Annotated in this window: 18 protein-coding genes; 4 read left to right on the top strand and 14 right to left on the bottom strand. The window is 34.2% G+C overall.

Translation table 11 applies throughout. The annotated features are described in order from the left end of the window. Positions 1-15 precede the first annotated feature (15 nt). Both ABWH96_RS06220 and pncA read left to right on the top strand, forming a co-directional pair. A complete protein-coding gene (locus ABWH96_RS06220; RefSeq protein ID WP_375580623.1) occupies positions 16-1,428 on the top strand; it encodes a nicotinate phosphoribosyltransferase in 1,413 nt (470 codons plus the stop codon). 97 nt (positions 1,429-1,525) lie between these two features. Then, complete coding sequence (pncA, locus tag ABWH96_RS06215) at positions 1,526-2,131, top strand: bifunctional nicotinamidase/pyrazinamidase (RefSeq protein WP_375580622.1); 606 nt, start codon at positions 1,526-1,528, stop codon at positions 2,129-2,131. A gap of 4 nt (positions 2,132-2,135) precedes the next feature. Here pncA and ABWH96_RS06210 read toward each other — a convergent pair whose 3' ends face one another. The 5 genes from ABWH96_RS06210 to ABWH96_RS06190 form a co-directional block, all read right to left on the bottom strand. Then, positions 2,136-2,429 (bottom strand): hypothetical protein, encoded by a 294-nt coding sequence (locus tag ABWH96_RS06210; protein WP_375580621.1) that lies wholly within the window; start codon positions 2,427-2,429, stop codon positions 2,136-2,138. A 166-nt stretch (positions 2,430-2,595) separates the two neighbouring features. Beyond that, on the bottom strand, positions 2,596-2,997 hold the full coding sequence (locus tag ABWH96_RS06205; RefSeq protein ID WP_375580620.1) for a hypothetical protein: 402 nt from the start codon (positions 2,995-2,997) through the stop codon (positions 2,596-2,598). Between the two features lie 48 nt (positions 2,998-3,045). Further along, positions 3,046-4,503 carry a TolC family protein gene (locus tag ABWH96_RS06200; protein WP_375580619.1) on the bottom strand — a complete coding sequence of 486 codons (1,458 nt, stop codon included), beginning with the start codon at positions 4,501-4,503 and terminating at the stop codon, positions 3,046-3,048. Beyond that, on the bottom strand, positions 4,496-5,839 hold the full coding sequence (locus ABWH96_RS06195; protein ID WP_375580618.1) for an ABC transporter permease: 1,344 nt from the start codon (positions 5,837-5,839) through the stop codon (positions 4,496-4,498). Before ABWH96_RS06195 ends, ABWH96_RS06200 begins: the two co-directional genes overlap by 8 nt. Beyond that, positions 5,840-7,099, bottom strand: a complete 1,260-nt coding sequence (locus tag ABWH96_RS06190) for an efflux RND transporter periplasmic adaptor subunit (RefSeq protein WP_375580617.1) — start codon at positions 7,097-7,099, stop codon at positions 5,840-5,842. It lies immediately after the preceding gene. Positions 7,100-7,436: 337 nt separating this feature from the next. On the opposite strand from ABWH96_RS06190, the gene ABWH96_RS06185 reads away from it, so the two are divergent. Then, positions 7,437-8,204, top strand: a complete 768-nt coding sequence (locus ABWH96_RS06185) for a class I SAM-dependent methyltransferase (RefSeq protein WP_375580616.1) — start codon at positions 7,437-7,439, stop codon at positions 8,202-8,204. A gap of 6 nt (positions 8,205-8,210) precedes the next feature. Here ABWH96_RS06185 and ABWH96_RS06180 read toward each other — a convergent pair whose 3' ends face one another. From ABWH96_RS06180 to ABWH96_RS06150, 7 genes are read right to left on the bottom strand one after another with little or no spacing between them, the layout of a single operon-like run. Beyond that, the gene (locus tag ABWH96_RS06180) at positions 8,211-8,546 is read right to left on the bottom strand and encodes a nucleotidyltransferase domain-containing protein (protein ID WP_375580615.1); all 336 of its coding nucleotides are present in this window, start codon (positions 8,544-8,546) and stop codon (positions 8,211-8,213) included. Then, positions 8,495-8,893: a HEPN domain-containing protein gene (locus ABWH96_RS06175; RefSeq protein ID WP_375580614.1), complete on the bottom strand. Its 399-nt coding sequence runs from the start codon at positions 8,891-8,893 to the stop codon at positions 8,495-8,497. The genes ABWH96_RS06180 and ABWH96_RS06175 overlap by 52 nt, the downstream gene beginning before the upstream one ends. A gap of 51 nt (positions 8,894-8,944) precedes the next feature. Further along, complete coding sequence (locus ABWH96_RS06170; protein ID WP_375580613.1) at positions 8,945-9,928, bottom strand: glycosyltransferase; 984 nt, start codon at positions 9,926-9,928, stop codon at positions 8,945-8,947. Then, positions 9,925-10,890: a glycosyltransferase family 2 protein gene (locus ABWH96_RS06165; RefSeq protein ID WP_375580612.1), complete on the bottom strand. Its 966-nt coding sequence runs from the start codon at positions 10,888-10,890 to the stop codon at positions 9,925-9,927. Before ABWH96_RS06165 ends, ABWH96_RS06170 begins: the two co-directional genes overlap by 4 nt. Then, positions 10,887-11,411, bottom strand: coding sequence for a DUF4199 domain-containing protein (locus ABWH96_RS06160; protein ID WP_375580611.1), 525 nt, complete (start codon positions 11,409-11,411; stop codon positions 10,887-10,889). Before ABWH96_RS06160 ends, ABWH96_RS06165 begins: the two co-directional genes overlap by 4 nt. 2 nt (positions 11,412-11,413) lie before the next feature. Next, the gene (locus ABWH96_RS06155) at positions 11,414-12,697 is read right to left on the bottom strand and encodes a dihydroorotase family protein (RefSeq protein ID WP_375580610.1); all 1,284 of its coding nucleotides are present in this window, start codon (positions 12,695-12,697) and stop codon (positions 11,414-11,416) included. 2 nt (positions 12,698-12,699) lie between these two features. Then, positions 12,700-14,658, bottom strand: coding sequence for a BatA domain-containing protein (locus tag ABWH96_RS06150; protein WP_375580609.1), 1,959 nt, complete (start codon positions 14,656-14,658; stop codon positions 12,700-12,702). A 212-nt stretch (positions 14,659-14,870) separates the two neighbouring features. On the opposite strand from ABWH96_RS06150, the gene ABWH96_RS06145 reads away from it, so the two are divergent. Continuing rightward, positions 14,871-17,855 (top strand): TonB-dependent receptor, encoded by a 2,985-nt coding sequence (locus ABWH96_RS06145; protein WP_375580608.1) that lies wholly within the window; start codon positions 14,871-14,873, stop codon positions 17,853-17,855. A gap of 609 nt (positions 17,856-18,464) precedes the next feature. Here ABWH96_RS06145 and ABWH96_RS06140 read toward each other — a convergent pair. Beyond that, on the bottom strand, positions 18,465-19,556 hold the full coding sequence (locus ABWH96_RS06140; RefSeq protein ID WP_375580607.1) for a fasciclin domain-containing protein: 1,092 nt from the start codon (positions 19,554-19,556) through the stop codon (positions 18,465-18,467). Positions 19,557-19,931: 375 nt separating this feature from the next. Continuing rightward, on the bottom strand, positions 19,932-22,148 hold the full coding sequence (locus ABWH96_RS06135; protein WP_375580606.1) for a S9 family peptidase: 2,217 nt from the start codon (positions 22,146-22,148) through the stop codon (positions 19,932-19,934). Positions 22,149-22,183 lie beyond the last annotated feature (35 nt).

The raw sequence follows: 22,183 nt of genomic DNA, 5'->3' as shown, positions 1-22,183 counted from the left end.
CTCTGGAGAATTTATATGGATATAATTTCAGGAACTTATACAGACCAGTATCAACTCACAATGGCTCAAGTATATTTCCATAATAATGGAACTGAACAAGAAGCTATTTTTGACTACTTTTTCAGAAAATCACCTTTTGATGGTGGTTACACTATTTTTGCTGGTCTAGAAAATTTAATTGACATACTTGAGGGATTAAGCTTTTCTAAAAAGGATATTAATTTTTTAAAAGCTCAAGGATTCGATATAAAGTTTTTACAATATCTAAAAGAATTTAAATTTTCAGGGAAAGTATATAGTGTATTAGAAGGGGATATTGTATTTCCTGCAAGACCTGTGGTTCGAATAGAAGGCAACATAATTGAGGCTCAAATCATAGAAACATTATTATTGAATATTCTCAACTTTCAATCATTAATTGCTACTAAAGCTTCACGAATAAGACTTGCCGCTCCAAATCAAACTTTGATAGATTTTGGTATGCGTAGAGCTCAGGGTTTAGGTAGCTACCATGCAAGCAGAGCAGCCATTATAGGTGGGTTTGATGCAAGTAGTCATGTTATGGCAGGAAGAGATTTTGATATCCCTGTTTCGGGCACTATGGCCCATTCATTTATTCAGAGTCACGAAGATGAATTAACTGCATTTCGAACGTTTGCCAAATCACGCCCTAATGATTGTGTATTATTGGTTGATACTTACGACACTTTAAAAAGTGGCATTCCAAATGCCATTAAAGTTGCAAAGGAAATGGAAGCTAATGGTCATCAATTAAAAGGAATTCGACTAGATAGTGGCGATTTAGCTTACTTAGCTAAAAAAAGTCGAAAAATGCTTGATCAGGAAGGGTTAGATTATGTAAAAATTGCAGCCTCCAATCAATTAGATGAGTATGTTGTTAAAAGTTTGTTAGAACAAGGTGCCCCTATAGATGTAATGGGTGTTGGAACTAGCTTGGTTACTGGAAAACCCGATGCAGCCTTAGATGGAGTTTATAAATTAGCCTACACAAAGGGAAAAGCAAGGATTAAATTGTCGGAAAACAAGGCCAAAATAACTTTGCCAGGTAAAAAACAAGTCTTCAGATTAAGGGATGACCAGCAACAATTGATAGGTGCAGATGTGGTAACTCTTGAAGACGAAAACTCAGTGCATGAAATGCATCATCCTTTTGAGGCGGATAAATCTCTGAAATTTTCAGATTGCCAGCAGGAGCCATTACTTAAAGTGGTTATGAAGGACGGGAAACGTCTTTTTAAAAAGAAGTCATTGAAAGAGATTCAAAAATACAGTAAAGAAAGGTTGGCAGAATTACCGATTGAATATAAAAGGTTTGATAATCCACATATTTACAAAATTGGGTTAAGTAAAAACTTAATGAATTTGAGGAATACTTTTATCTCAGAAGAAAAAAAGAAAACATTATGAAATCAAGATTGAAAATTTAAATTCAAATTTTGTACCCTTCGAAGATAAATTTTTTATCGAAGATTTCATTGGAAATACTAGAAGTAATATAATACATATGAAAACCTTGATTATTGTAGATCCACAGTATGATTTTATGCCAGGTGGAGCCTTAGAAATAAAAGATGGCGATCAGATAATACCCATCATAAATTCCTTTTCGCAGAAATTCGATCTTGTGGTGGCTACGCAAGACTGGCATCCAGAGGGTCATAGTAGTTTTGCTTCAAGTCACAAAGGTAAAGACCCATTCGATGTTATTGAATGGAAGGGAATGAAGCAAACATTGTGGCCTGATCACTGCGTGCAAGGATCAGGGGGAGCTAATTTCCATGCTGATTTAAAAACCAACACTATAGAAGCTATTTTTAGAAAAGGTATGAATCCTAATATTGATAGCTATAGTGGTTTCTATGACAATGGACATGAAAAAAGCACTGGTTTAAGTGGTTATTTAAAAGAAAAAAAGGCGAATGATCTTTACTTTTGTGGATTAGCAGCAGATATATGTGTTTATTTTACTTTAAAGGATGCTTTAAAAGAAGGATTTAATGTCCATTTGATAGAAGATGCCACACGTCCTTTAGATTCGGATGATTTTGAGCAACAAAAACAGGAATTAAAATCTCAAGGAGTTAAAATCATCAAAAGCAACGGATTATGAGATATCAAGCCATTATTTTTTTTGTTAAATAATTATTTATATCCAGCAAGGCATCTACTATATTGTCAGCCATTTTTTGACGATACCCAATTATCCTTTGGTTAATTAATTTTCCAGAATCACCGTTAAAAGCGAAACGCCCAATAGTTTTGTTGTTTTTAATTTCATATATCAGTATTTCGTAAATAGAAATATCTACTCCATTATGATATCCTACGCCCATCTTCCAGCTTATATCCCTTCTTTCTTTGATAGTATGATTTAACAAATCTACTATAGCATTTTTACTTAAATCCATGATTCACAATGAGTTGTTTCCTTTTTCAATTTATAAAAATTTGAAACTACTTAAAAACAAATCAAAACATATTTAAGCAAAAAGCATTCTTTTTTAATTGTTTAAAACTTAAAATAAATTAGATCAATGGTAAAAGGATTAAAAATCAGAATATTATTTCGTTTTATTAACCAGCATAATCTCCTGTCTTTTGCCTGCATTCTTTCGCTTTTTTATTGGATATGATTTTCCAGAAGGGGTTTCTAAAAAAGAGGACTGTTTTAACAAAGAAATTATGCATGCTTCTATTAAAGCCTGAATGAAACTTAGATGCATTTTTGGGCATTACTACATACTCATATCCAAAACGCTCACTTATCTTATCCATGCAAGGGTTTCCATAAAGGACATTTTTAGTGTCTTTGATATAAATACTTAATAAATTTCTTTGTTTTTGATTACGCTCAGGCTCCAGTTCGGGCTGTTTTTTAATTTTCTCAGTCGCTTTATTATTATAATCAACCTGACCTATTAATGGTAAAGAAAATAAAATGAATAATAAAAAAGCCGCTGTAGTCAGTACTCTCATACTACAATTATCAGAAATTAATTAAATAAAAAAGCTAAAAACCTATAATTATTCAATTAAACGCCTGTTTTCTTCGAAATCATAAAGTGTAAGCTGCCTTAAATTAAAATATGCCTGCCAAAAATTTCCTAAAGAGTTGATGTAATCTCTTTTGGCTTGATCCTTTTCAGTTAGTGCAATTGATAAGTCCGTTATGCTTATTTTACCGATCAAATAACGATTTTTGGCAATATTATATCTTCTTTGAGAAATATCATCTGCTTTTTGCGTAATCGCTACTTGATCTCTAAGCATCTCTAAAGTTCTTACCTGAGTATATACCTCTTGCTCAAAATTCACTTTTTCTTGTTCTACTGTGTATTGAACTAATTGATAGTTTGCTTCTGCGGTTCTTACTCTAGACTTTTGCCTTCCCCAATCAACTATAGGGATGGTAAATCCTAATTGAACTCTTTGTTGATTTTCAGGCGTTTGATAAATGGCAGGAAGCTGAGTTGCCTGATTTGTTAATCCAAAACTTCCAAATAAATCCATATTTAACCCAGTTTCTCCCTGAGCTCTATCGACTTCTTTATCTGCCTCCAACAATCTTCTTTTAAAACCAATGGCTTCCTGTCTGTTGTTTAAAGCTTCTTGCAATGCTAAATCTGGATCTATTAAAAATTCAGGAATATCTTGAGGGACAATTAGGTTTAATTCATCATCATTTTTCAACCCTAAAAATGCTTTTAATGCCAGCTGAGTTGTCTCTAAATCTAAGTTGGCTTGTGCAACTGATTGTCTTGAATTCATCAAACTTAATTCTAACTGAAGCAGTTCATTTTCAGGTATTTTACCAAGTTCATATCTCCCTTGGGCAATCTTATAAATGGTATCATTATTACCTAAGTTTTTTTGAGCTATTTCTAGACTAACCTGAGCACTGAGCAAATCAAAAAAGCGAGTGGCTACATCCTTAGAAATTTGTTCAAACTCTTCCACGAATTCTCTCTTCGATTCTTCATAACGAAGAGGCTCTATCTCCCTATCCCATTTTAATTCATTAAATCTGAATAATGGTTGAATAAACCCAATAGATAAAGGATCTCCACCATATCTGAAATCATTCCTTTCAAAATCATCGAAACGATTAACTGTTGAATTTAAAAAAACAGTTCCTCCTGTCAGCCCAATTTGTTGTTCTAAGTTTAAGGATACATCAGAATTACTATTGAAAACCGAACGATATTGCGTGGAACCATCTTCTTGCGTTACAGGTGTAACTGAGCGATTAAAATTAGGTAAAGTCCCACTTAAGCTCAATTGCGGAACAAAATTGGATTTATAAACCCTGTATTGCCAGTATCTGTTTTCCTTTATGGTTTCAGCTCGTTTATAAGCAGGGGATTGAGTTTTAGCAATCTGAATTACATCCTGCAAGGTATAAGTTTGCTGTGAATACAAATTTAAACTCAAAAATAAAGAGCTTATGATTATCACTGCATTAAAAATATACTTTCTATTCATATCTTAAAGAAGTTATCGGATCCTGATTTGCTGCTTTTCTTGCTGGTGCTATACCAAAAATTAGTCCCACTGTAGCTGCAACGCCAAATGAAATCACAATCGAAATACCACTTACAATAGTGGGAATTTCTGCAAATGAAGCCACTAGATAGGCGAATATAATTCCTAAAATCACCCCTATAATTCCACCACTTATACTGATCATCACAGCCTCAAGTAAAAATTGTAAAACTACATCTGATTTCTTAGCTCCTAGAGATAATCTAAGACCAATTTCTTTTATCCTTTCCATCACTGAGGCTAGCATTATGTTCATTATGCCTATCCCCCCTACTAAAAGCGAAATCCCTGCTATGGCACCCAGCACGATATTAAATATGTTCTTTGTTTTCTGTTGTTGCTTCAATAGTAATTCTGGGATAGTAACTTCGAAATCTACTTTATCGTAATGTCTTCTTTTCAACATTCTGGAAATGATTTCTGCCGTTGCATTTAAGTTATCTGATTCTGAAACCTGTACAGTTAGCTTATCTATTTGGTGGTAATTATTGCTTCCTTGGTTCTGATTATTTCCATTTTCATCATCATTTCTGGAATTAGCTTTTTTTAACTGAGCTTGAGTAAGTGCCGCCCTGTTTCTGTAATTAACCAAAACGGTCTGCACTGGTGTATAAATATCCATATTAAAATCTCTCAGCCCTAAATTATCTAAACTTTTCTGGCTGTAAATTCTTTCTTTTAAGACACCTATTACTTCTAACCAATGAGGCCCTACCTTGATCATTTTTCCCACAGGATTGGTGTTTGGAAAAAATCTGGCTTTTACTGATTTACCAATTATACATACTCTACTGCCAATTTTTAATTGTTCATCAATAAACATTTGACCCTCATTGAGTTCAAAGGCTGACAGGTTGAAATAAGCAGGATCTACTCCTACTAATTTTGCAGAACGTCTTATTCCATTTCGAATCACATAGGTTTCCAAAATGATTTCAGGACTTACTGCTTCAATGCCGGGAATGATATCTTTAATGCTTTGAGCATCAGCCAAAGTTAAACCAGGACTAAATTTCTTCTTTTCTTTTTTGCCGTTACTTTGTTGCTGAAGGTTCTCCTCTTTCTGCTCTACTACTGGCTCAATAACTATATTATTTACACCTACCAATTTTATTTGATTGAGGATTTCTTGCTGAGCTCCATTTCCTATAGCCAACATAGCAATTACGGCAGCTACACCAAATATTATCCCCAAAGCAGTCAAGAAAGAACGGGTTCTATTGGCTACTACTGCTTCAAAAGCAATATTAAGATTTGCAATGATTTTTTCTTTCATCTAAAGCTGCGATGATTTTAAAAGCGTAACATCTTTTTCTTCTAAATCTGAAGGGGCTATTAAATAAATTTTCTCACCTGCATCCACACCCTCCTGCACAATAACTTCATTTGCATTTGCTTTGCCCAAAATCACTTCTTGTTTGATGGTTTCCAAACCTGATTTTTTGTAGACATATGAAATTGAATCGCCTTGGTTAAAAACAGACTCCAAAGGAACAAAAACTGCTTTTGGTTCTACATCGGTAATAATTTCATTTGCAGTACTCATAGCTGGTCTTAAGGTAGTATCACTTTCGTTAATTTCTACTTTAACTTCAAACACCTTAGCATCTGAATTGGGTCTTTGTTCCCCTACATTTGCTACGTAAATAACTTCGCCTGTTAATTTCTTTTCAGGGAATGCATCTAGCCCTATATTAACATGTTGCCCTTTTGAAATTTTACGAATATCAACCTCATTTACAAAAGTGGTCGAAATCATGGTGGATAAATCTGGTAGAGTAGCCACCGTTGGATCCCAGGCACCTATTGAAGCTCCCTCAGATTTCTTTGAACCATCATACTCCCTAACGTAAATTACCATCCCATCTTCAGGAGCCATAATTCTAAATTTCTTTCTTAGTTCAACCAAAAAATCTCGCTCATCCCGATCTTCGGATAGTTCAGCAGCTGCTTCCTGCATTTGCGCTACAGCTTTATCTCTTTTTAATAAATAATTTTCTTTTGCTTGTTTAAAAGCCCTTTCGGCTTTACTCAAATCAATTTCGGCTTGCTTGATTGTTGCAGGGGGCTCAAACTGGGATTGTTCCAATACTAATTTCTTTTCTTCTACACCAAACTCTAAATTGATTAATTCATCTCTTGCTTCTCTAAGGGTTAAGGCAGTATCTAATTTTGTTTGAGTGTATTGGGAAAGACTTTGTTGGTATTCATTTTCAACCTCTCGCAATCTATCTGAAAGTTCAGATGCATCTAGGCTAGCTACAAAATCACCTTTTTGAACAACTGTTCCCTCATCTACTAATTTATCAATCTTAACATTCCATAATCTTGCAGCTCGTAAACCTGAGGGTCCTGTAATTTTAATTGCATTCTTAGCTTCTAATTCACCTGTGGTGGTTATGGCTATTACGAATTCCCCCATTTGGGCTTCCGTCATAATCTCTATACTTTCCGTAGTACCACTCCCCCTAAAGGTGAAGAAAGCGATTACGATAATCACTAATGCAGACAATGCTATAATTAATTTTTTATTCATAGGAGCTGTTATTCAAAGAAAGACCTTAAACGATATATTTGTAAAATTATTGATAATTAATAGAATTATTACAACCATTTATCAATTAATCAAGCCTACTAAGTAAATAGTTTTTTCCTTACTGTTACACCAAGTGTTATTAATAGTATGATGATTAAATTGAAAAATAGTTTTAGTAGAATCATTTTTATGAAGAATCAGTACTCATAAGTATGATGAACTTTATTTTCTCAATGCACCATCTAAAAGTTTCAAACATCTTATATGGATATTCATTCATAAACAGTGTCTTAGAAGATTCAAGCATTTTATTACCTTTGCAGTCCAAGATGAGCTCATGAAGAAAATTATAAGTTTTTTATTAAGAAATGTCCCTCGGAAATACATCCAGAGGATTAGTGGCATTAGCTTAAAAATTGTTGGTCTATTTTTTAGAGGGGATAATGTTTATTGCCCAATAAATGGAAAGGGCTATAGAAAATTCTTACCCTATGGCAGGGTAAATCCTAGGGAAAATGCACTTTGCCCTGATACATTATCACTGGAAAGACATCGCTTAATTTGGTTATATCTAAAGGAAAAGACCAATTTTTTCAATGAAAAGCTAAAAGTATTGCATGTTGCTCCCGAGCAATGTTTCATGGATCATTTTGAGAAACTTCATGGCGATGACTACATTACTGCAGACTTAGAATCTCCTTTGGCAAAAGTGAAAATGGATATTCATGATATTCCTTTTCCAGCAAACACCTTTGACGTTGTTTTTTGTAATCATGTGATGGAACATGTAGAAGATGACATTAAAGCCATGAGTGAACTCTATAGAGTATTGAAACCAGGTGGTTGGGGCATATTGCAAATTCCATTTTTTGAACCTATACCTGATAAAACCTTTGAAGATGATAGTATAACCGACCCAAAGGAAAGAGAAAGAATCTTTGGGCAGGATGACCATGTGAGACTTTATGGAAAAGATTACCCTGAAAGACTTAGGAAAGCAGGATTCAAAGTGACCGAAGAAAACTACATTAATGAATTACCAGAATACAGGGTTAAAAAATATGCTCTACCTAAGGGAGAAATTATTTATAGGGTGGGGAAATGATATATTTTAAGCAATGACTTGACCATATTCCTTAATCTCATCTATTAGCGGATTATGAGAATTAAACTCATTTTTTCTAAATGGGTGAGGTTCAATTCTACTATCAATATTTCTTCTTAAGCGCATGAGTTCTAATTGAATATCCATTTTGCTTTTATATTCATCAAATATTACAGCAATATCTAAGTCACTATCTTTATGAAAATTACCTTTTACAAAAGAACCAAACAACCAAAGTTCACTAAAGTGAGGTAAACCAGATACTACGTTTCGATAATCTTTCGCTATTTTCAAAGCATCTTGAATATCCAGTTCCTTATTATTTCTATTTTCTCTATCCATTCTTTACAATAATTTTCAGTACACAGATTATAAAATTCTCTTTTATAATCATCATACCTTGCATTCAAATTAAATACTGTGATTTGATCAAGCCAATCTTCCATTTCATGATCCATATCTAAATTAATTTTCTCTGCTAGTCTATATAAATTATGAGTAAATGGAGCATGTTTTCGATTTCTTTTTACATAAAGTGCCTTCAATAACTTTTCTGTAGAAATATGACCTAGAAATAGTGACCAATGGTATGATTTAGAATCATACAATTTCATCATTGTATCAAAATCTTCATTAGATGTATCTATCCAATGATTCACCACTTTTTCAAGATTAATATTGTTACCCATCTAAACAATTTGAAAACCTAATATAGTTCATATTAGGGAGTAAGAAAAAAATTATTTCAAACCAGTTGGCTTTGGCTGCCCAATATAAGCAAAACTCTCTTTTATAAATCCCATACCATAAGCAAAAAGCTGGATAAAAGAAGTAACCAAGCTTAGACAGGCTACTAAAAAATTATGGGTTTTCATAAAAGCATCAATCCCTATCAAAATGTAATAAAGTGCAAGCAGGACTCCGCCCAATTGAAATAGTTGCCAATTCCATAAAGCAGTTGACAGCCAAAAAAACAATGCTAGGACAAAAAATAGTGGTAATAAATGAACAATTTTTAATTCACTTTTATAAAAACGGAATATATTAATCCTTCCCCTTCCAAAGAAAAAAAGTTGCTTATAGAATTGGCCTAATTTTGTTCTCCTTTTGTGAAATACCTTCGCATTAGGAATTAATCCTGTTTTAAAGCCTGCTTTTTCTATTCGAATGCTAAATTCTATATCCTCTCCCATTCGGGTGATATTGTAGCCGCCAGTGTTTTCAAATACTTCTCTTGAAATTCCCATATTAAAACTTCTAGGACGAAATTTTTCCAATTGCTTTTTTCCTCCTCTTATTCCTCCTGTCGTGAAAAAAGAGGTCATAGAATAACTTATAGCTTTTTGTACTATAGTAAAGCTATCAAGTGCGGCATCAGGACCACCAAATGCATCGAGCTGAGTCTTATTTAAAAAATCATCAACAATTTGAAAATAATCGGAGGGAACAATACAATCAGAATCAAAAACGATGAAATAGTCTCCTTTAGCCTTCCGAAAACCAAAATTACGGCTAAAACCCTGACCTGAATTTTCCTTATAAAAATATTTAATGTCTAATTGAGATGAAAAGGATGTACAGATATCCTCACATTTCAGGCTTGAACCATCTTCAACCACTAAAACTTCAAAATTTTCAAATGATTGTTGCGTAAGGCTCTCTAATAATTCCTTCAGTTCATCAGGACGGTTATAAATGGGAATAATAACTGAATAAAACCTCATCCAATTCCAATTTCTTCATCCACTATGTAATCAAGCTTTCTAGGGGAGTTCATGGTAATCATTTCCCCAATAAAACCAGCTAAGAATAATTGAACTCCAACTATCAATGCCACTAAAGCCAAAAAGAAAAGCGGTTGATCTGTAATTTCTCTGACAGGCAAGCTATAATGCATTTCATAAAACTTCTTCCCAATAATATAAATGGTTACAAAAAAACCGAAAATAAAAGAAAGCGTACCCATAGCACCAAAAAAATGCATTGGACTTTTCTTGAACTTTGAAACGAAAGTAATAGACAATAGATCTAAAAAGCCATAAAGGAACCTTTCTAAACCATATTTAGTCTCCCCATATTTCCTAGCTCTGTGTTGCACCACTTTCTCCCCTATTTTTCGGAAGCCATTCCATTTTGCAATTACAGGAATGTAGCGATGCATCTCACCATAAACCTCTATATTCTTGACTACCTTATGACGATAAGCTTTCAAACCACAATTAAAATCATGCAATTTAATTCCAGAGATTTTTCGAGTGACAAAATTGAAAAATTTAGAAGGAATAGTCTTACTTATAGGATCATGCCTTTTCTTTTTCCAACCTGAAACGATATCATAGCCTTCTTTCATCACCATATCGTACAAAGCTGGAATTTCATCAGGACTGTCTTGCATATCAGCATCCATTGTTATCACAACATCTCCTTCAGCAGAACGAAAACCAGTATGAAGAGCTGCTGATTTACCGTAGTTTCTTGCAAATTTGACTCCTTTTACCTGAAGCTTGTTTTTAGCTAGTCCTTGAATAATTTCCCATGATTCATCTGAGCTTCCATCATCAATCATCAGCACTTCATAAGTCAGCATTGGGTGTGCTGTCATTACCTTTTCTATCCATGCAATCAACTCAGGGATCGATTCCTCCTCATTGAAGACTGGTATCACTATGCTTAAATTATACTTCATAATCGCTTAGGTTCGCTAGTACGCATAAATAATGAAACCAATGGTGTTACTAAAATGCCTATAATGATATTATTGAAGGCTAAACTTCCTATAATTCTTGCATTTGATGATTCTCCAGATTTCAAATACTCTTGATATCCATCCTCACCCATTTGGTCAACAAGCATTTCTTTACCCGCAACAATTTTTTCGGTAATCATTTCCCTATACTCATCAAAATGAGAAGTTTCAAAAACACTACCATCCATCCAAAGGATAACTGAATAGAAAACAGTAAAGAAAAGAGTATATAAAAGCCCTATTGAAAATCCTTGCCAAAATCTTAACCCATCTGGATTGGTATCACGGAAAACTTTGATACTAAAGAATAAGAAAATACTCATCAGCGGGCCAATGAAAATTATATTACTTGAATAAATAACAGGGTTCTTCTCTAAAAATATAAGGATGAAAAACATTAGCACCACAAAAATTATGGCAAGTAAGCTAAATCGTAAAGGGCTTTTGACTAGTAAACTCATATTTAAGAATGAATGTATTTTGAATCTAGATATTGTTGATTGTTGTTGAATACTGCTAAAACCTTAGCGGCAAATTCAGTATTCATAAAAGGGGAATTATCACTATTCGAATTATTAGATGATGAATCATACTTCCATTCTTCTGCTAAAGAAAATAAAGTTAAATCAGCCTCAGCACCTTTCTCTATTTTATTTTGAGTAAATTTTAAAATCTGTTTCGGATTACTTTCAATACAGGCAATGAAGGTATCTAACTCAATTTTATCGGATAGAAATTTATGGTAGAGCGGTAACATAATTTGTGCACCCATTATCCCGAATTCCGCCAAGTCAAATTCCATTTTTTTATGATCTTGGTCATAAGGCTGATGAGCTGAAACTATAACATCAATTGTCCCATCATTCACCCCTTTAATTAAGGCTTCTATATCCTTTTGAGTCCTTAAAGGTGGTAAAACTTTATAGTTAGTATCGAATGTCTCTAGATTTTCATCATCCAAGATAAGGTGATGAATATTAACATCACAAGTCACCTTAAGCCCTTTAGCTTTAGCATCCCTGATCATTTGCACACTTTTAGCACTACTGATACAGCTGAAATGCAATTTACCTCCAGCATATTGCAGGAGTTCAAGATCTCTTTGAATCACTATTTCTTCTGCAAGATGTGGAATACCTTTCATACCTAAGCCTGTACTCACTTTTCCTTCATTCATTTGGCCAAATAATGCCAATTTGTGGTCTTGCGGAAAGTTGATAAGCAAGCCATCAAATTTTTGTAAATACTGTAGAGACTTTACTAAAATATCACTATTCCAAAGTGGCTGAGCACCATCTGTAAATGCTTTCGCACCTGCATGATATACATCCAACATCTCATTCAAATTTTCTCCATCACAATTAATCGTGATAGCAGCTGCTGGCAAAAATTGGCTTACCTGAGATTTATTATTGGAAATGACCGTTTTGATATCTGCTTTATTTTGAATAGTAGGGTTTGTATTGGGCATTAATAATGCAGCTCCAAATCCACCACTCTCTAAAACACTGGCCAAACTCTCAAAATCTTCTCTATATTCTTCTCCAGGCTCTCCAGAAAAAACACGCATATCCAACCAGGAAGGTGATGCATACAATTGATTTGAATCAATTACATGATCCGCTTTAACATTTCCTGCTGGATTAATGTCTGCAATTTCCCCATTCTCAATAAGCAAATCAATAGATTGATTATGCCATTCGGAAGCAGGATTAATGATTTTAACAGCTTTTATATAGGTACGCATATTTATTTAAAAAAGCGGATGATTAAAACTTCAGCTAATAAACTCAGCAAAGCTAATACTAAGAAGTATTTCCACAAAGGAAAACCTTTTTTGGTTTCACCTATGTAATCATCTATAGACGAAAAATCGTATCCATCTAATATTGCAACATTTTTTTGATTTTGGAATAATTCCTGCAATTCAGAGCGAGTATAATAGCTACTTTCACTTTCTGATTTAGGATAATTCAATGCCAATTTAGCTACAAAATTCCCTGTTTTAGAATTAATTATATCGTAAAACCCACTCTTAATATCTTCTTGGGGTAAAATTAACCTTAATTGGTTTCCGCTAATTCTTTGGTCAGGAACCAGCTCCTGATCCGCTTGCTTTAATTTAAAAATATCACCAGAAGCCAAATCAGGAATATTGATTTCAATAATTTCATCATCCAAATAATAATATTGCACTTGATTTTCCTTTTTTCCTGAAAAGGCGATTTTATATAAAACTGGAAGAAATATTCCGTGTTGTGGAAAATTTGTAAACTCCTCATTCAATGGACTTGAAAAAGCATAAACATTATCCTCTCTTCCACTCAACCCTAAAAAGGGATATGAATTAATAAAGGAAAGGATATTTTGCCCACTTTCCCATTTCATAAACAATTTAGATTCAGGCATTGTCAGTTTCTCATCCACTGAACTAAAAATATTACTAAAAAAAGGATTTTGAACATCTGGCGTTTTTAAACTGATTGAGTTTTCATTCCTTTGATTTATAAGACTTGCTTCAGAAAAGCCTAAATCCTGAAGAAATGCAAATTGATTAAAATTACTTTCTGGTATTACCACTAAACTATTGCCGCTAGAAGCATAAGTTTTTAAAGCGGAAGATGCAAAGCTATTCAATTGGTCTCCTAAGTGGAGCAATACTAAATCAAACTCATCTAAATCCTGAAAGGAAAAATTATTTAACGACTCAGACTGAAAATCAAATAACTCCTCATTTTCAAAAACAGTATTAACCAATTTATTATTCTCCTTAGTGGATAATGAGAGTACCTTTAGCTTATCCTGATTCAAAACCGTAAAGTGAAATTCATTATCGAACTCAATTTCATCTCCCTCTAAAGAGATTTCAAAATTTCTAGAACTGTTATTGGAAAAGCGCTCTATAGGAAAATCCAATACTGCGTTTGAATTAGTTTCTAGCTCTACTTGCTGAGTCCCTACCAATTGTCCGTTGTTATGCAAAGCGATATCAATTTCATTTGTTTTTCCTATAGAACTAATTTTGATTTTGAGATCAGCATTTCCTCCACCCTTACTACTATTTTGCGCAACCCAAATAGAATCAAGCATTACATTATTGGTAGATTCCAAATACGGGGGCATAAAAACATATGCAATGGTAGAGTCTTGAAAAGATTCCAAATTCTCATCTATTACAGGCTTTTGAAAATCGCTTAAAATCAATATTTTTTCAGCTTCCTCATTTTCCTCTAAAATTTTACTCAAATTAAAATTACTTTTGCTTTCTTCTACATTTACATCACTGTAAGGCTCAAATGCTTGATTTGATTGATCTACTACTTTCAATTCCTGAGGGTACTTTTCATAAAGTTGGTTAATAAAACCCATATTTTCCTCAATAATAGGATTGGCTTTCCCTTCAGCAAAACTTAAGTTTGATGGCGTTTTATCAAGCACAATCAAATTTACTTCTGATTGCATTGCATCACTTTCCCAAAAAGGTTTAGCAATACTTAGAACCAAAAATGTGATCAGCAATATCCTGCTGAGTAAAATTAGTAGGTGTTTAAGCTTTCTACTTCTCTTTTCTTCCTCATTTACTGCACTCAAAAAATAAAGATTGCTAAACTTCAGACTCTTGTATCGCCTAAACTGAAAAAGATGAATCAGTATAGGGATTAAAATAAAAAATAGAAGCCAAAAAGCATTTGGATTGGTGATATTCATACAAGAGGCAAATTAGTGCAATAGATGAAAGTAATCAATACTTTGTAGGAATATTTAGCCCATTCATCAATAAATAAGGGTAATCCAAAAGATAATTTTAATTTATTGAGATAAATTGTATTAAATTATTTAAAATTGTCGGTTGTACAGCTTAATCAACTACATTTTTTGATTAAATTGATACAAGATTTTTAAAACTATACTCTATGGAAATGAATTTACTCAAAAAAACTATCTTACTCTTCTGCTTCACGTTAGGAATAGCATGGCAAAGTAATGCACAAAGCACAAAAATTTCAGGGACAGTCATAGATGACGACTCCAAAACGCCCCTTATTGGCGTAAATGTAGTAGTGAAAGGAAAAGTATTGGGAACTACTACTGATTTTGATGGTAACTTTGAATTTAGTGTAAATCTCCCTACACCTATCACCTTGCAATTTAGTATGGTGGGATATCAAACACAGGAATATACCATTGGTGGAAACGCTGACAATCCAGAAAGACAAACTGGAGGAAGTACGAATATTAAAATTTCTATGAAAGAAGAAACCCTGATGGGGCAAGAGGTGGTCGTTTCTGCCTCAAGAGTGGAAGAAAGCATATTACAATCTCCCGTTTCCATAGAAAAAATGGATGTATTATCTATTCAGCAGACGCCAGCCGATAATTATTATAAATCAATTGGCTATTTGAAAGGTGTGGACGTAACCCAAAGCAGTATCAACTTTCAGATTGTAAACGCTAGAGGTTTTAACTCCACAGGAAATACACGTTTTGTTCAGTTAACGGACGGAATGGATACACAAGCACCAGCTCTAAACTTTCCAATTGGAAACTTAAACGGCCCATCTGAATTGGATGTAGAGAGTGTGGAATTCATTCCAGGTGCACAATCTGCACTTTATGGACCTAATGCATTCAACGGTATAATGCGAGTAACCAGTAAATCTGCTTTTGAGTACCAAGGTTTTAGCTTTTTTGCCAAGTCAGGTGTAAATCATGTAGGAGCTGACACTGAAGCAGGTGCTCCTAGTACGCCACAACCTATGTATGAAGCATCAGTAAGATATGCAAAATCATTGTTTAACGATCGCTTTGCCTTTAAAGTGAATGCCAGTTATATGAGAGCTGAAGATTGGTATGCTACCAATTACGATGCTGATAGGAACGCAGGTTTACAGCCTGATAACCTAGATTTTAATCCAGGAAAAGACGCACCCAACTTAATGGGAGATGAAGCAGCTGTTAATCTAGCCATCTTATCGCTTTCTGATGCTTGGGGTACTTTAGCGGGGCAATTAAGCAACAACTCTCAAATCCAAAGAGATAATCTTATAATGAAAGGGGTTCCTGCTAATCAATTTGTACAGAATGGTTTCTTACCAAACCAATTAGTATCTGCTACTCCTTATCAAGAGCATCAATTAATTGATTATGGAGCTGAAAACTATAAAGCAAATGTTGGACTTTACTATAGATTAACCGATAATATTGAAGCAAGCTATCTTTGGAATGCAGGTTACGGTACTAGTATATACACAGGAGCTCAGCGATACAGCTTGAAAAATTTTGGAATACAACAACATAGATTGCAATTTGAAGGAACCAACTGGTTTGTAAGAGGTTATGCAACTTTGGAAAATTCAGGTGATTCTTATATTACTGAATTTTATGCTAAAAGAGTTTTAGATTTAAGTGTGGCCAATAGCCCTGTAGGCGTTTTCACCCAAGATGTATCCGGTTGGTTAGGAACTTATGCGTACAACTATTTAGCCTCTTTATCGCAGCAAGGAATAGACCCTCAAAACAACTCAGTAGCAGATGTGACTCCAGAAATTCAAAGAAATGCATTTAATTATGCTAGAACAACTACAGAAGCATTTTTCGATGTAGATTTTGATTCAGAAGAAGGACAAAGAATTTTGCAAGAGGCATCAGAGGGTACAGTACCATCGGGTCCAAGGTTTAATGATCAAACCAGAATGTATCACGCGGAAGCACAGTATGATTTTAGCGATAAAATTGAATTTGTAGATATATTAGCAGGCGCAAGTTTCAGACAATATGATTTAAGATCAAATGGTACAATCTTCCCAGATAGTCCGGAAAATCCAATTACAATTAATGAAATTGGTGGTTTTGTTCAAGCATCCAAGAAAGTTCTGGAAGATAAATTAAAATTAATTGGGTCAATTAGAGCAGATAAAAACGAAAACTTTGATGCTGTATTTAGCCCAAGATTATCTGGTGTTTTAACTTTCAATAAAACTCACAATATCCGAGGCTCATTCCAAACAGGGTTCAGAAACCCTACTACACAGGGACAATACATCAACCTGGATATCATTTCCAGTAGATTATTAGGTGGATTACCAGGCAATTTAGAAGAATATGGAATTGGAACTAACCCAAATATCTACACCATTGAATCAGTAAATGCTTTTGCTGCAGATGTTTTTGCCGCCACTCCTCAGGAAAGAGCGGATGCCAACTTCATACCCAATGCAGCTCAACAATTGAGAGCAATTGAAGATTTTAGTCCTGTAGCTCCAGAACAAGTTCAATCATTTGAATTAGGCTATAAAAGTGTAATCGATAATAAATTAATGATGGATTTTGTAGGTTACTACAATAACTATAACAATTTCATTGTACAGCAAAGAATGAGAAGAGCAGGTTTGAATTCTGATGGTACTCCTAATCCTTTGACCTTATTAAATGGTACTGCAGATAACACTTTCCAAGTTTACACTAATGCAGATGAACAAATTAGTGCATTCGGTTTTGCAGGAGAATTGAATTATAGTTTACCAAAGAAATACACAGTGGGTGTAAACTATAACTTCAATAAACTTAATACACAAGATGCCAGCGATGATTTTGTTTTTGGATTTAATACTCCAGAACACAAATTCAATGTGAAATTCGGCAATAGAAAATTAACCGATAAATTAGGCTTTAATATTGTTTACAGATGGCAATCAGAGTTCTTCTGGGAATCTTCTTTTGGAGATGGTATCATTCCAGCATTTGGGACAGCAGATGCTCAGGTTTCTTACAAACTACCTTCTAAAATGATGTTAAAGGTAGGGGGTTCAAATTTATTTAATCAGTATTATGTACAAAGTTTTGGTGCTCCAAGAATTGGTGGAATCTACTATGTTTCTATAACATTTGACCAGTTAATGAATTAGGAGACTATAATAGAATCTAGTTTTCAAAAGGTGATCAATATTTTGGTCACCTTTTTTTTGTGCTACAGTTAAACAAAACAAGAATTCTCTCTGTGATTTATATTTTCTAATAAGAACTCTTTTAGATTAAAAGCATTGCTTACCTCAGACCTTCTAGTGTGTAACATGTATGGATATTTGGATTATTACTATTAAAGGGAAAATTAACATTTATTAATTGACATATTGGGCAACTCTTTATCTTCAATTTATCTTCAATTTTGGAATATTTTCACTCCAAAACCTACAACTATATTAGTATACTCTATCAAGTCCTCGCAGTCTTTCCAACCAGAGGTTGGTCAGCCTTTGGCTGAGAACTGAACCTCAAAAGAGATAACAGGACTTTTACCTAATAGAAAATAGTGATAAAGCTTATGATTTTCTACTTATGTAAATCTGTGAGACTGTCCCTTTGAGGGGACTTCAGGGGTGTCGGCTGGAAAAATAAAACCTAGTTATATAGTAGATAAAGGAATTAAACATGTGATAGTAGCTACAGAAAATAGAGCATAAAAAAAGGCCATCGAATGATGACCTTTTTAATTTTAACTATGTGATATGGCTAAACTATTTAAAGTTATACTTTGCATCCACAGCGTATCTTCCAGAAGAAGCAGGAGCTAATATACCTGCAATAGCATGTACGACACCATTGTCAGATTCAATATTAACAATCTCTTCACCTGTTTCAGGATCAACTGCAAAAGTCGCTTCGGCTCCAGAGACACCGTTTGAATCTAAACCACCAGAAGGTAGTAAAGTAATTGCTCCTCCAGCCAAGGTAACATTTCCTTGACCTTCTACTAAATCACTTGATAATTTCTTAGACCCTAAAACGTGATTAGCAATTAATCCATACCATTGCTGAGCAGTGTATGTATCCAATGTGATACTGCCTGCTTCAAACACTTGGTTTACAGGTGCGAAGACTGTGATTTGATCTGAACCTGCATTACCAGCCAAAATATCACTTAAAAGATCTACTCCTTCTGTTGATGCTGCATAACCTTCATCAGCTTTTTGAATTGCAGCGGCTAAAGTACTAAAATCAGCACCTAATAAAACTGTTTGGGAAACTTTCCCAAGGTTTGCACCAATGGTAGCGAAAATTGAAGGTGGAATTAAAATAGTTTCTACTACATGAACAACACCATTAGTAGCTAAGATTTCATCACCAATAAATTCAACGTCAGTATCTGTTCCCCCATTGAAAATATTTACATCAGCATTAAAGGTAATATTTTCCCCTTGTAAGGAAGTTAATTCCGTGTCTTCTGTAAAAGATTCTCTCAGCTCAACAGACGCTACTGCATGATACCTTAACACAGCACCTATTACAGCAGGATTTACTTGATCTAAGCTTTCCACGTCTAAAATAGTTCTTAATCTGTCGAAAGCTGCGTCATTTGGAGCAAATAATGTTAAGTCATCTCCACCTAAAGCAGCTGCTAATTCAGTGTCCGCTGTTACAAAAGCTTCCAATTGAGTGTGTGTTTCACTTCCTGAAACAATTTCCAATATTGAATTTTCAGGCTCTGGTTCAGGATCTGGATCATCCGTTTCCTCATCACATGCCGTAAACATAAAAGCCGACATTACTACAAATAGCATCGCTAATAAGCTGCTAGTTGATTTTAAAAATAGATTTTTCTTCTTCATAGTAGTTTTAATTTTGTTTAATAGTTGTGAAAATAGGTATTTAAACCGCATTCTTAAAATATTGTTGCAATTATTTATTATGCATAACGACTAAATTAGGCAAATATTCTTTTGCACGCTTATATCTGACACTATATTCTTGAATATAGTTGGGACTTTTCAAAAATAATTTTTTAAATGATTTATAAAAGATGTGATAAAACTGTCAGGTTTTAATGAAGACTTATCATGATCCCCGAAGTTTTTAGGTTAAAATGCTTAAAAGAAGGGGGAATGCTGATGTAAACCTGCCAGGTTTTGTTAAATAGTTCGTATTAGCTTATGATCCTATGCAGAATAGAATCCGTGATACCTGGCAGGTTTAATATTTATCGTTTATTTCAAATACTTATCCAAATAATTGATGTAGTTATTCATCAATAATAAATAACTGGGATAATTATAGGCTACTCCATGAGCACCCGGAGGGAAAATCTTTAAGTCGTGATCTTTCCCATTATCAATTAGCCCTTTCACTAATTGAAAAGTGTTTTGAACATGAACATTTTCGTCCATTGTACTGTGTGCAATAAACATATGGCCAGTTAAATTTTTAGCATAAGTCGTTGGAGAAGAATTGATATAGCCATCTTCATTATCTTCTTCTAACCCCATGTAGCGCTCAGCATAAATACTATCATATAATCTCCAATCCGTTACTGGTGCTCCCACTAAAGCTACTTTAAAAACATCAGGATGATTCAAAATAGAAAAGCTACTCATATAACCGCCATAACTATGTCCTCTAATAGCCACTTTATTGGCATCTACGTATCCCTGATTCACCATAAAGTTCACAGCATCAGCAAAATCCTGAGCTTCTGCATGGCCTAGATTTTTGTAAACCACTTTTTCAAACTCTCGGCCGTAAGCTCCTCCTCCTCTATTATTTACCTGAATCACTACATATCCATTATGTAGTAAATATTGATGCCATGCACTTACACTCCATTGATTATAGACAGATTGAGCTCCTGGACCTCCATAAACATCCACTACCATTGGATATTTTTGAGATGCATCGAATCCTACTGGTTTATAAATGGAAAAATCAATTTTATCTCCCTCACCATTTTCAAAGCTTGAAAGTTCAGGCATAACGAAAGCTACATTCTTTAAAGCTTCGCCCACTTCTTTATTCTCCTCCAACATTTTCACTGTCTTACCTGAAGCCTCTTTTAGTTCTATTTTTGTTGGAGTATTTATATTCGAATAACGGTCGATAAAATAGGTTGCTTCTGGCGCCATATCAATGTTGTGACGCCCTTCCATTTCAGTAATTTTCTTTTTACCTCTACCGTTAAAATTCACCACATATAATTGTCTTTCCAATGGAGAATCTTCTGTTGAACTGTAATAAATTTTCTTCTTTTTACTATCCACAGCATGAACAAAAACGACTTCCCAATTTCCTGTTGTTACCTGATTTTGCAATTTACCTTCATAACTATATCGATATAAATGCGCATAACCATCTTTATCGGAAATCCAGAAGAACTCCTTGGCATCTTTAGGGAAAAAGGCATAATGCATAATCCCCGCAAAGAAATCAAATACATCAATCCAAGCATCTGATTTTTCTTCCAAAATCATATTCGCATTGCCAGTAGTTACATCTGCCATAAATAATTTCATATGAGTCTGCGCTCTATTAAGATGCATTACAGCCAATTTTTCCTTTTCTGCCGTCCAGTAAATTCTAGGGATATAGCCTTCTTCCAAAGGCACTTGCATCCATTCTTTTGATTGCTTTGAAATATTGATTACCCCTATTTTCACGGTAGGATTTGTGTCCCCTACTTGTGGATAAGGTAATTCTACCCATTCTTTATGAGTGCCTTGATAATCCGTCATTTGGAAAATCGGCACTTCTCTTTCATCTGACTGCCAGAAAGCAATATATTCACTGTCATGAGACCATTCCCAAGCTTGAGCCAGACCAAATTCTTCTTCATAAGCCCAGCCAAAACGACCGTTGTAGAATCCATCTTCCGCATCATCTGTTAATTGTGTTTCTTGTTTATTCGCCAAATCAAAGACAAAAAGGTTACCCCCTCTTTCATAACCAACCTTTTTTCCGTTTGGAGATAATTCAGCAGTTTGAGCATCTTTTGCTACTAAATCTAAGGTCTTGTCTTCTATAGAATAATAGTAATAATCTGAAATACCTGATCTCCTCCAAACTGGTCGGAAATTAGTTTGGAATAATAAATATTTGGAATCATCTGACCATTGGAATGACACATATTGAAAAGCATCTTCTGTTTCCGGCACTTTTAAACCCTCAGTTGAAAAGATTAGTTTTTCTTCCTGTGTTTTAGGATTGAAAGATTTTATTATTTGAGCTCCATTTTCTCCCGTTTCGGTAAATGAATAAGCTTGTCCATCATTAATCCAGTTTACATTACTTGGGCCTGAATTTCCTCCAAGAGGCCTCAAGCCAGCCATAGCTTCTTGAAAACTATTAAAAGTTTGTTTTTCTTGTGCTGAAACTGAGAAGCACCACATCAATAAAAGCAAGCTAAACAGCTGCATAAATCGTTTCCGTATCATATTTATATATCTATTTTTTAATTGCGCCTGAATTT

It is taken from the genome of Marivirga tractuosa, from assembly GCF_042140215.1.
Classification (GTDB): domain Bacteria; phylum Bacteroidota; class Bacteroidia; order Cytophagales; family Cyclobacteriaceae; genus Marivirga; species Marivirga tractuosa_A.
This window is presented reverse-complemented; position numbering and strand designations above follow the sequence as displayed.

Bases quoted from the DNA above. Each gene is read 5' to 3' on its own strand.
- pncA (WP_375580622.1), top strand. From the start codon at position 1,526: ATGAAAACCTTGATTATTGTAGATCCACAGTATGATTTTATGCCAGGT.
- ABWH96_RS06205 (WP_375580620.1), bottom strand. From the start codon at position 2,997: ATGAGAGTACTGACTACAGCGGCTTTTTTATTATTCATTTTATTTTCT.
- ABWH96_RS06220 (WP_375580623.1), top strand. From the start codon at position 16: ATGGATATAATTTCAGGAACTTATACAGACCAGTATCAACTCACAATG.
- ABWH96_RS06185 (WP_375580616.1), top strand. From the start codon at position 7,437: ATGAAGAAAATTATAAGTTTTTTATTAAGAAATGTCCCTCGGAAATAC.
- ABWH96_RS06180 (WP_375580615.1), bottom strand. From the start codon at position 8,546: ATGGATAGAGAAAATAGAAATAATAAGGAACTGGATATTCAAGATGCT.
- ABWH96_RS06140 (WP_375580607.1), bottom strand. From the start codon at position 19,556: ATGAAGAAGAAAAATCTATTTTTAAAATCAACTAGCAGCTTATTAGCG.
- ABWH96_RS06135 (WP_375580606.1), bottom strand. From the start codon at position 22,148: ATGATACGGAAACGATTTATGCAGCTGTTTAGCTTGCTTTTATTGATG.
- ABWH96_RS06190 (WP_375580617.1), bottom strand. From the start codon at position 7,099: ATGAATAAAAAATTAATTATAGCATTGTCTGCATTAGTGATTATCGTA.
- ABWH96_RS06165 (WP_375580612.1), bottom strand. From the start codon at position 10,890: ATGAAGTATAATTTAAGCATAGTGATACCAGTCTTCAATGAGGAGGAA.
- ABWH96_RS06175 (WP_375580614.1), bottom strand. From the start codon at position 8,893: ATGGGTAACAATATTAATCTTGAAAAAGTGGTGAATCATTGGATAGAT.
- ABWH96_RS06145 (WP_375580608.1), top strand. From the start codon at position 14,871: ATGAATTTACTCAAAAAAACTATCTTACTCTTCTGCTTCACGTTAGGA.
- ABWH96_RS06200 (WP_375580619.1), bottom strand. From the start codon at position 4,503: ATGAATAGAAAGTATATTTTTAATGCAGTGATAATCATAAGCTCTTTA.
- ABWH96_RS06195 (WP_375580618.1), bottom strand. From the start codon at position 5,839: ATGAAAGAAAAAATCATTGCAAATCTTAATATTGCTTTTGAAGCAGTA.
- ABWH96_RS06210 (WP_375580621.1), bottom strand. From the start codon at position 2,429: ATGGATTTAAGTAAAAATGCTATAGTAGATTTGTTAAATCATACTATC.
- ABWH96_RS06160 (WP_375580611.1), bottom strand. From the start codon at position 11,411: ATGAGTTTACTAGTCAAAAGCCCTTTACGATTTAGCTTACTTGCCATA.
- ABWH96_RS06150 (WP_375580609.1), bottom strand. From the start codon at position 14,658: ATGAATATCACCAATCCAAATGCTTTTTGGCTTCTATTTTTTATTTTA.
- ABWH96_RS06155 (WP_375580610.1), bottom strand. From the start codon at position 12,697: ATGCGTACCTATATAAAAGCTGTTAAAATCATTAATCCTGCTTCCGAA.
- ABWH96_RS06170 (WP_375580613.1), bottom strand. From the start codon at position 9,928: ATGAGGTTTTATTCAGTTATTATTCCCATTTATAACCGTCCTGATGAA.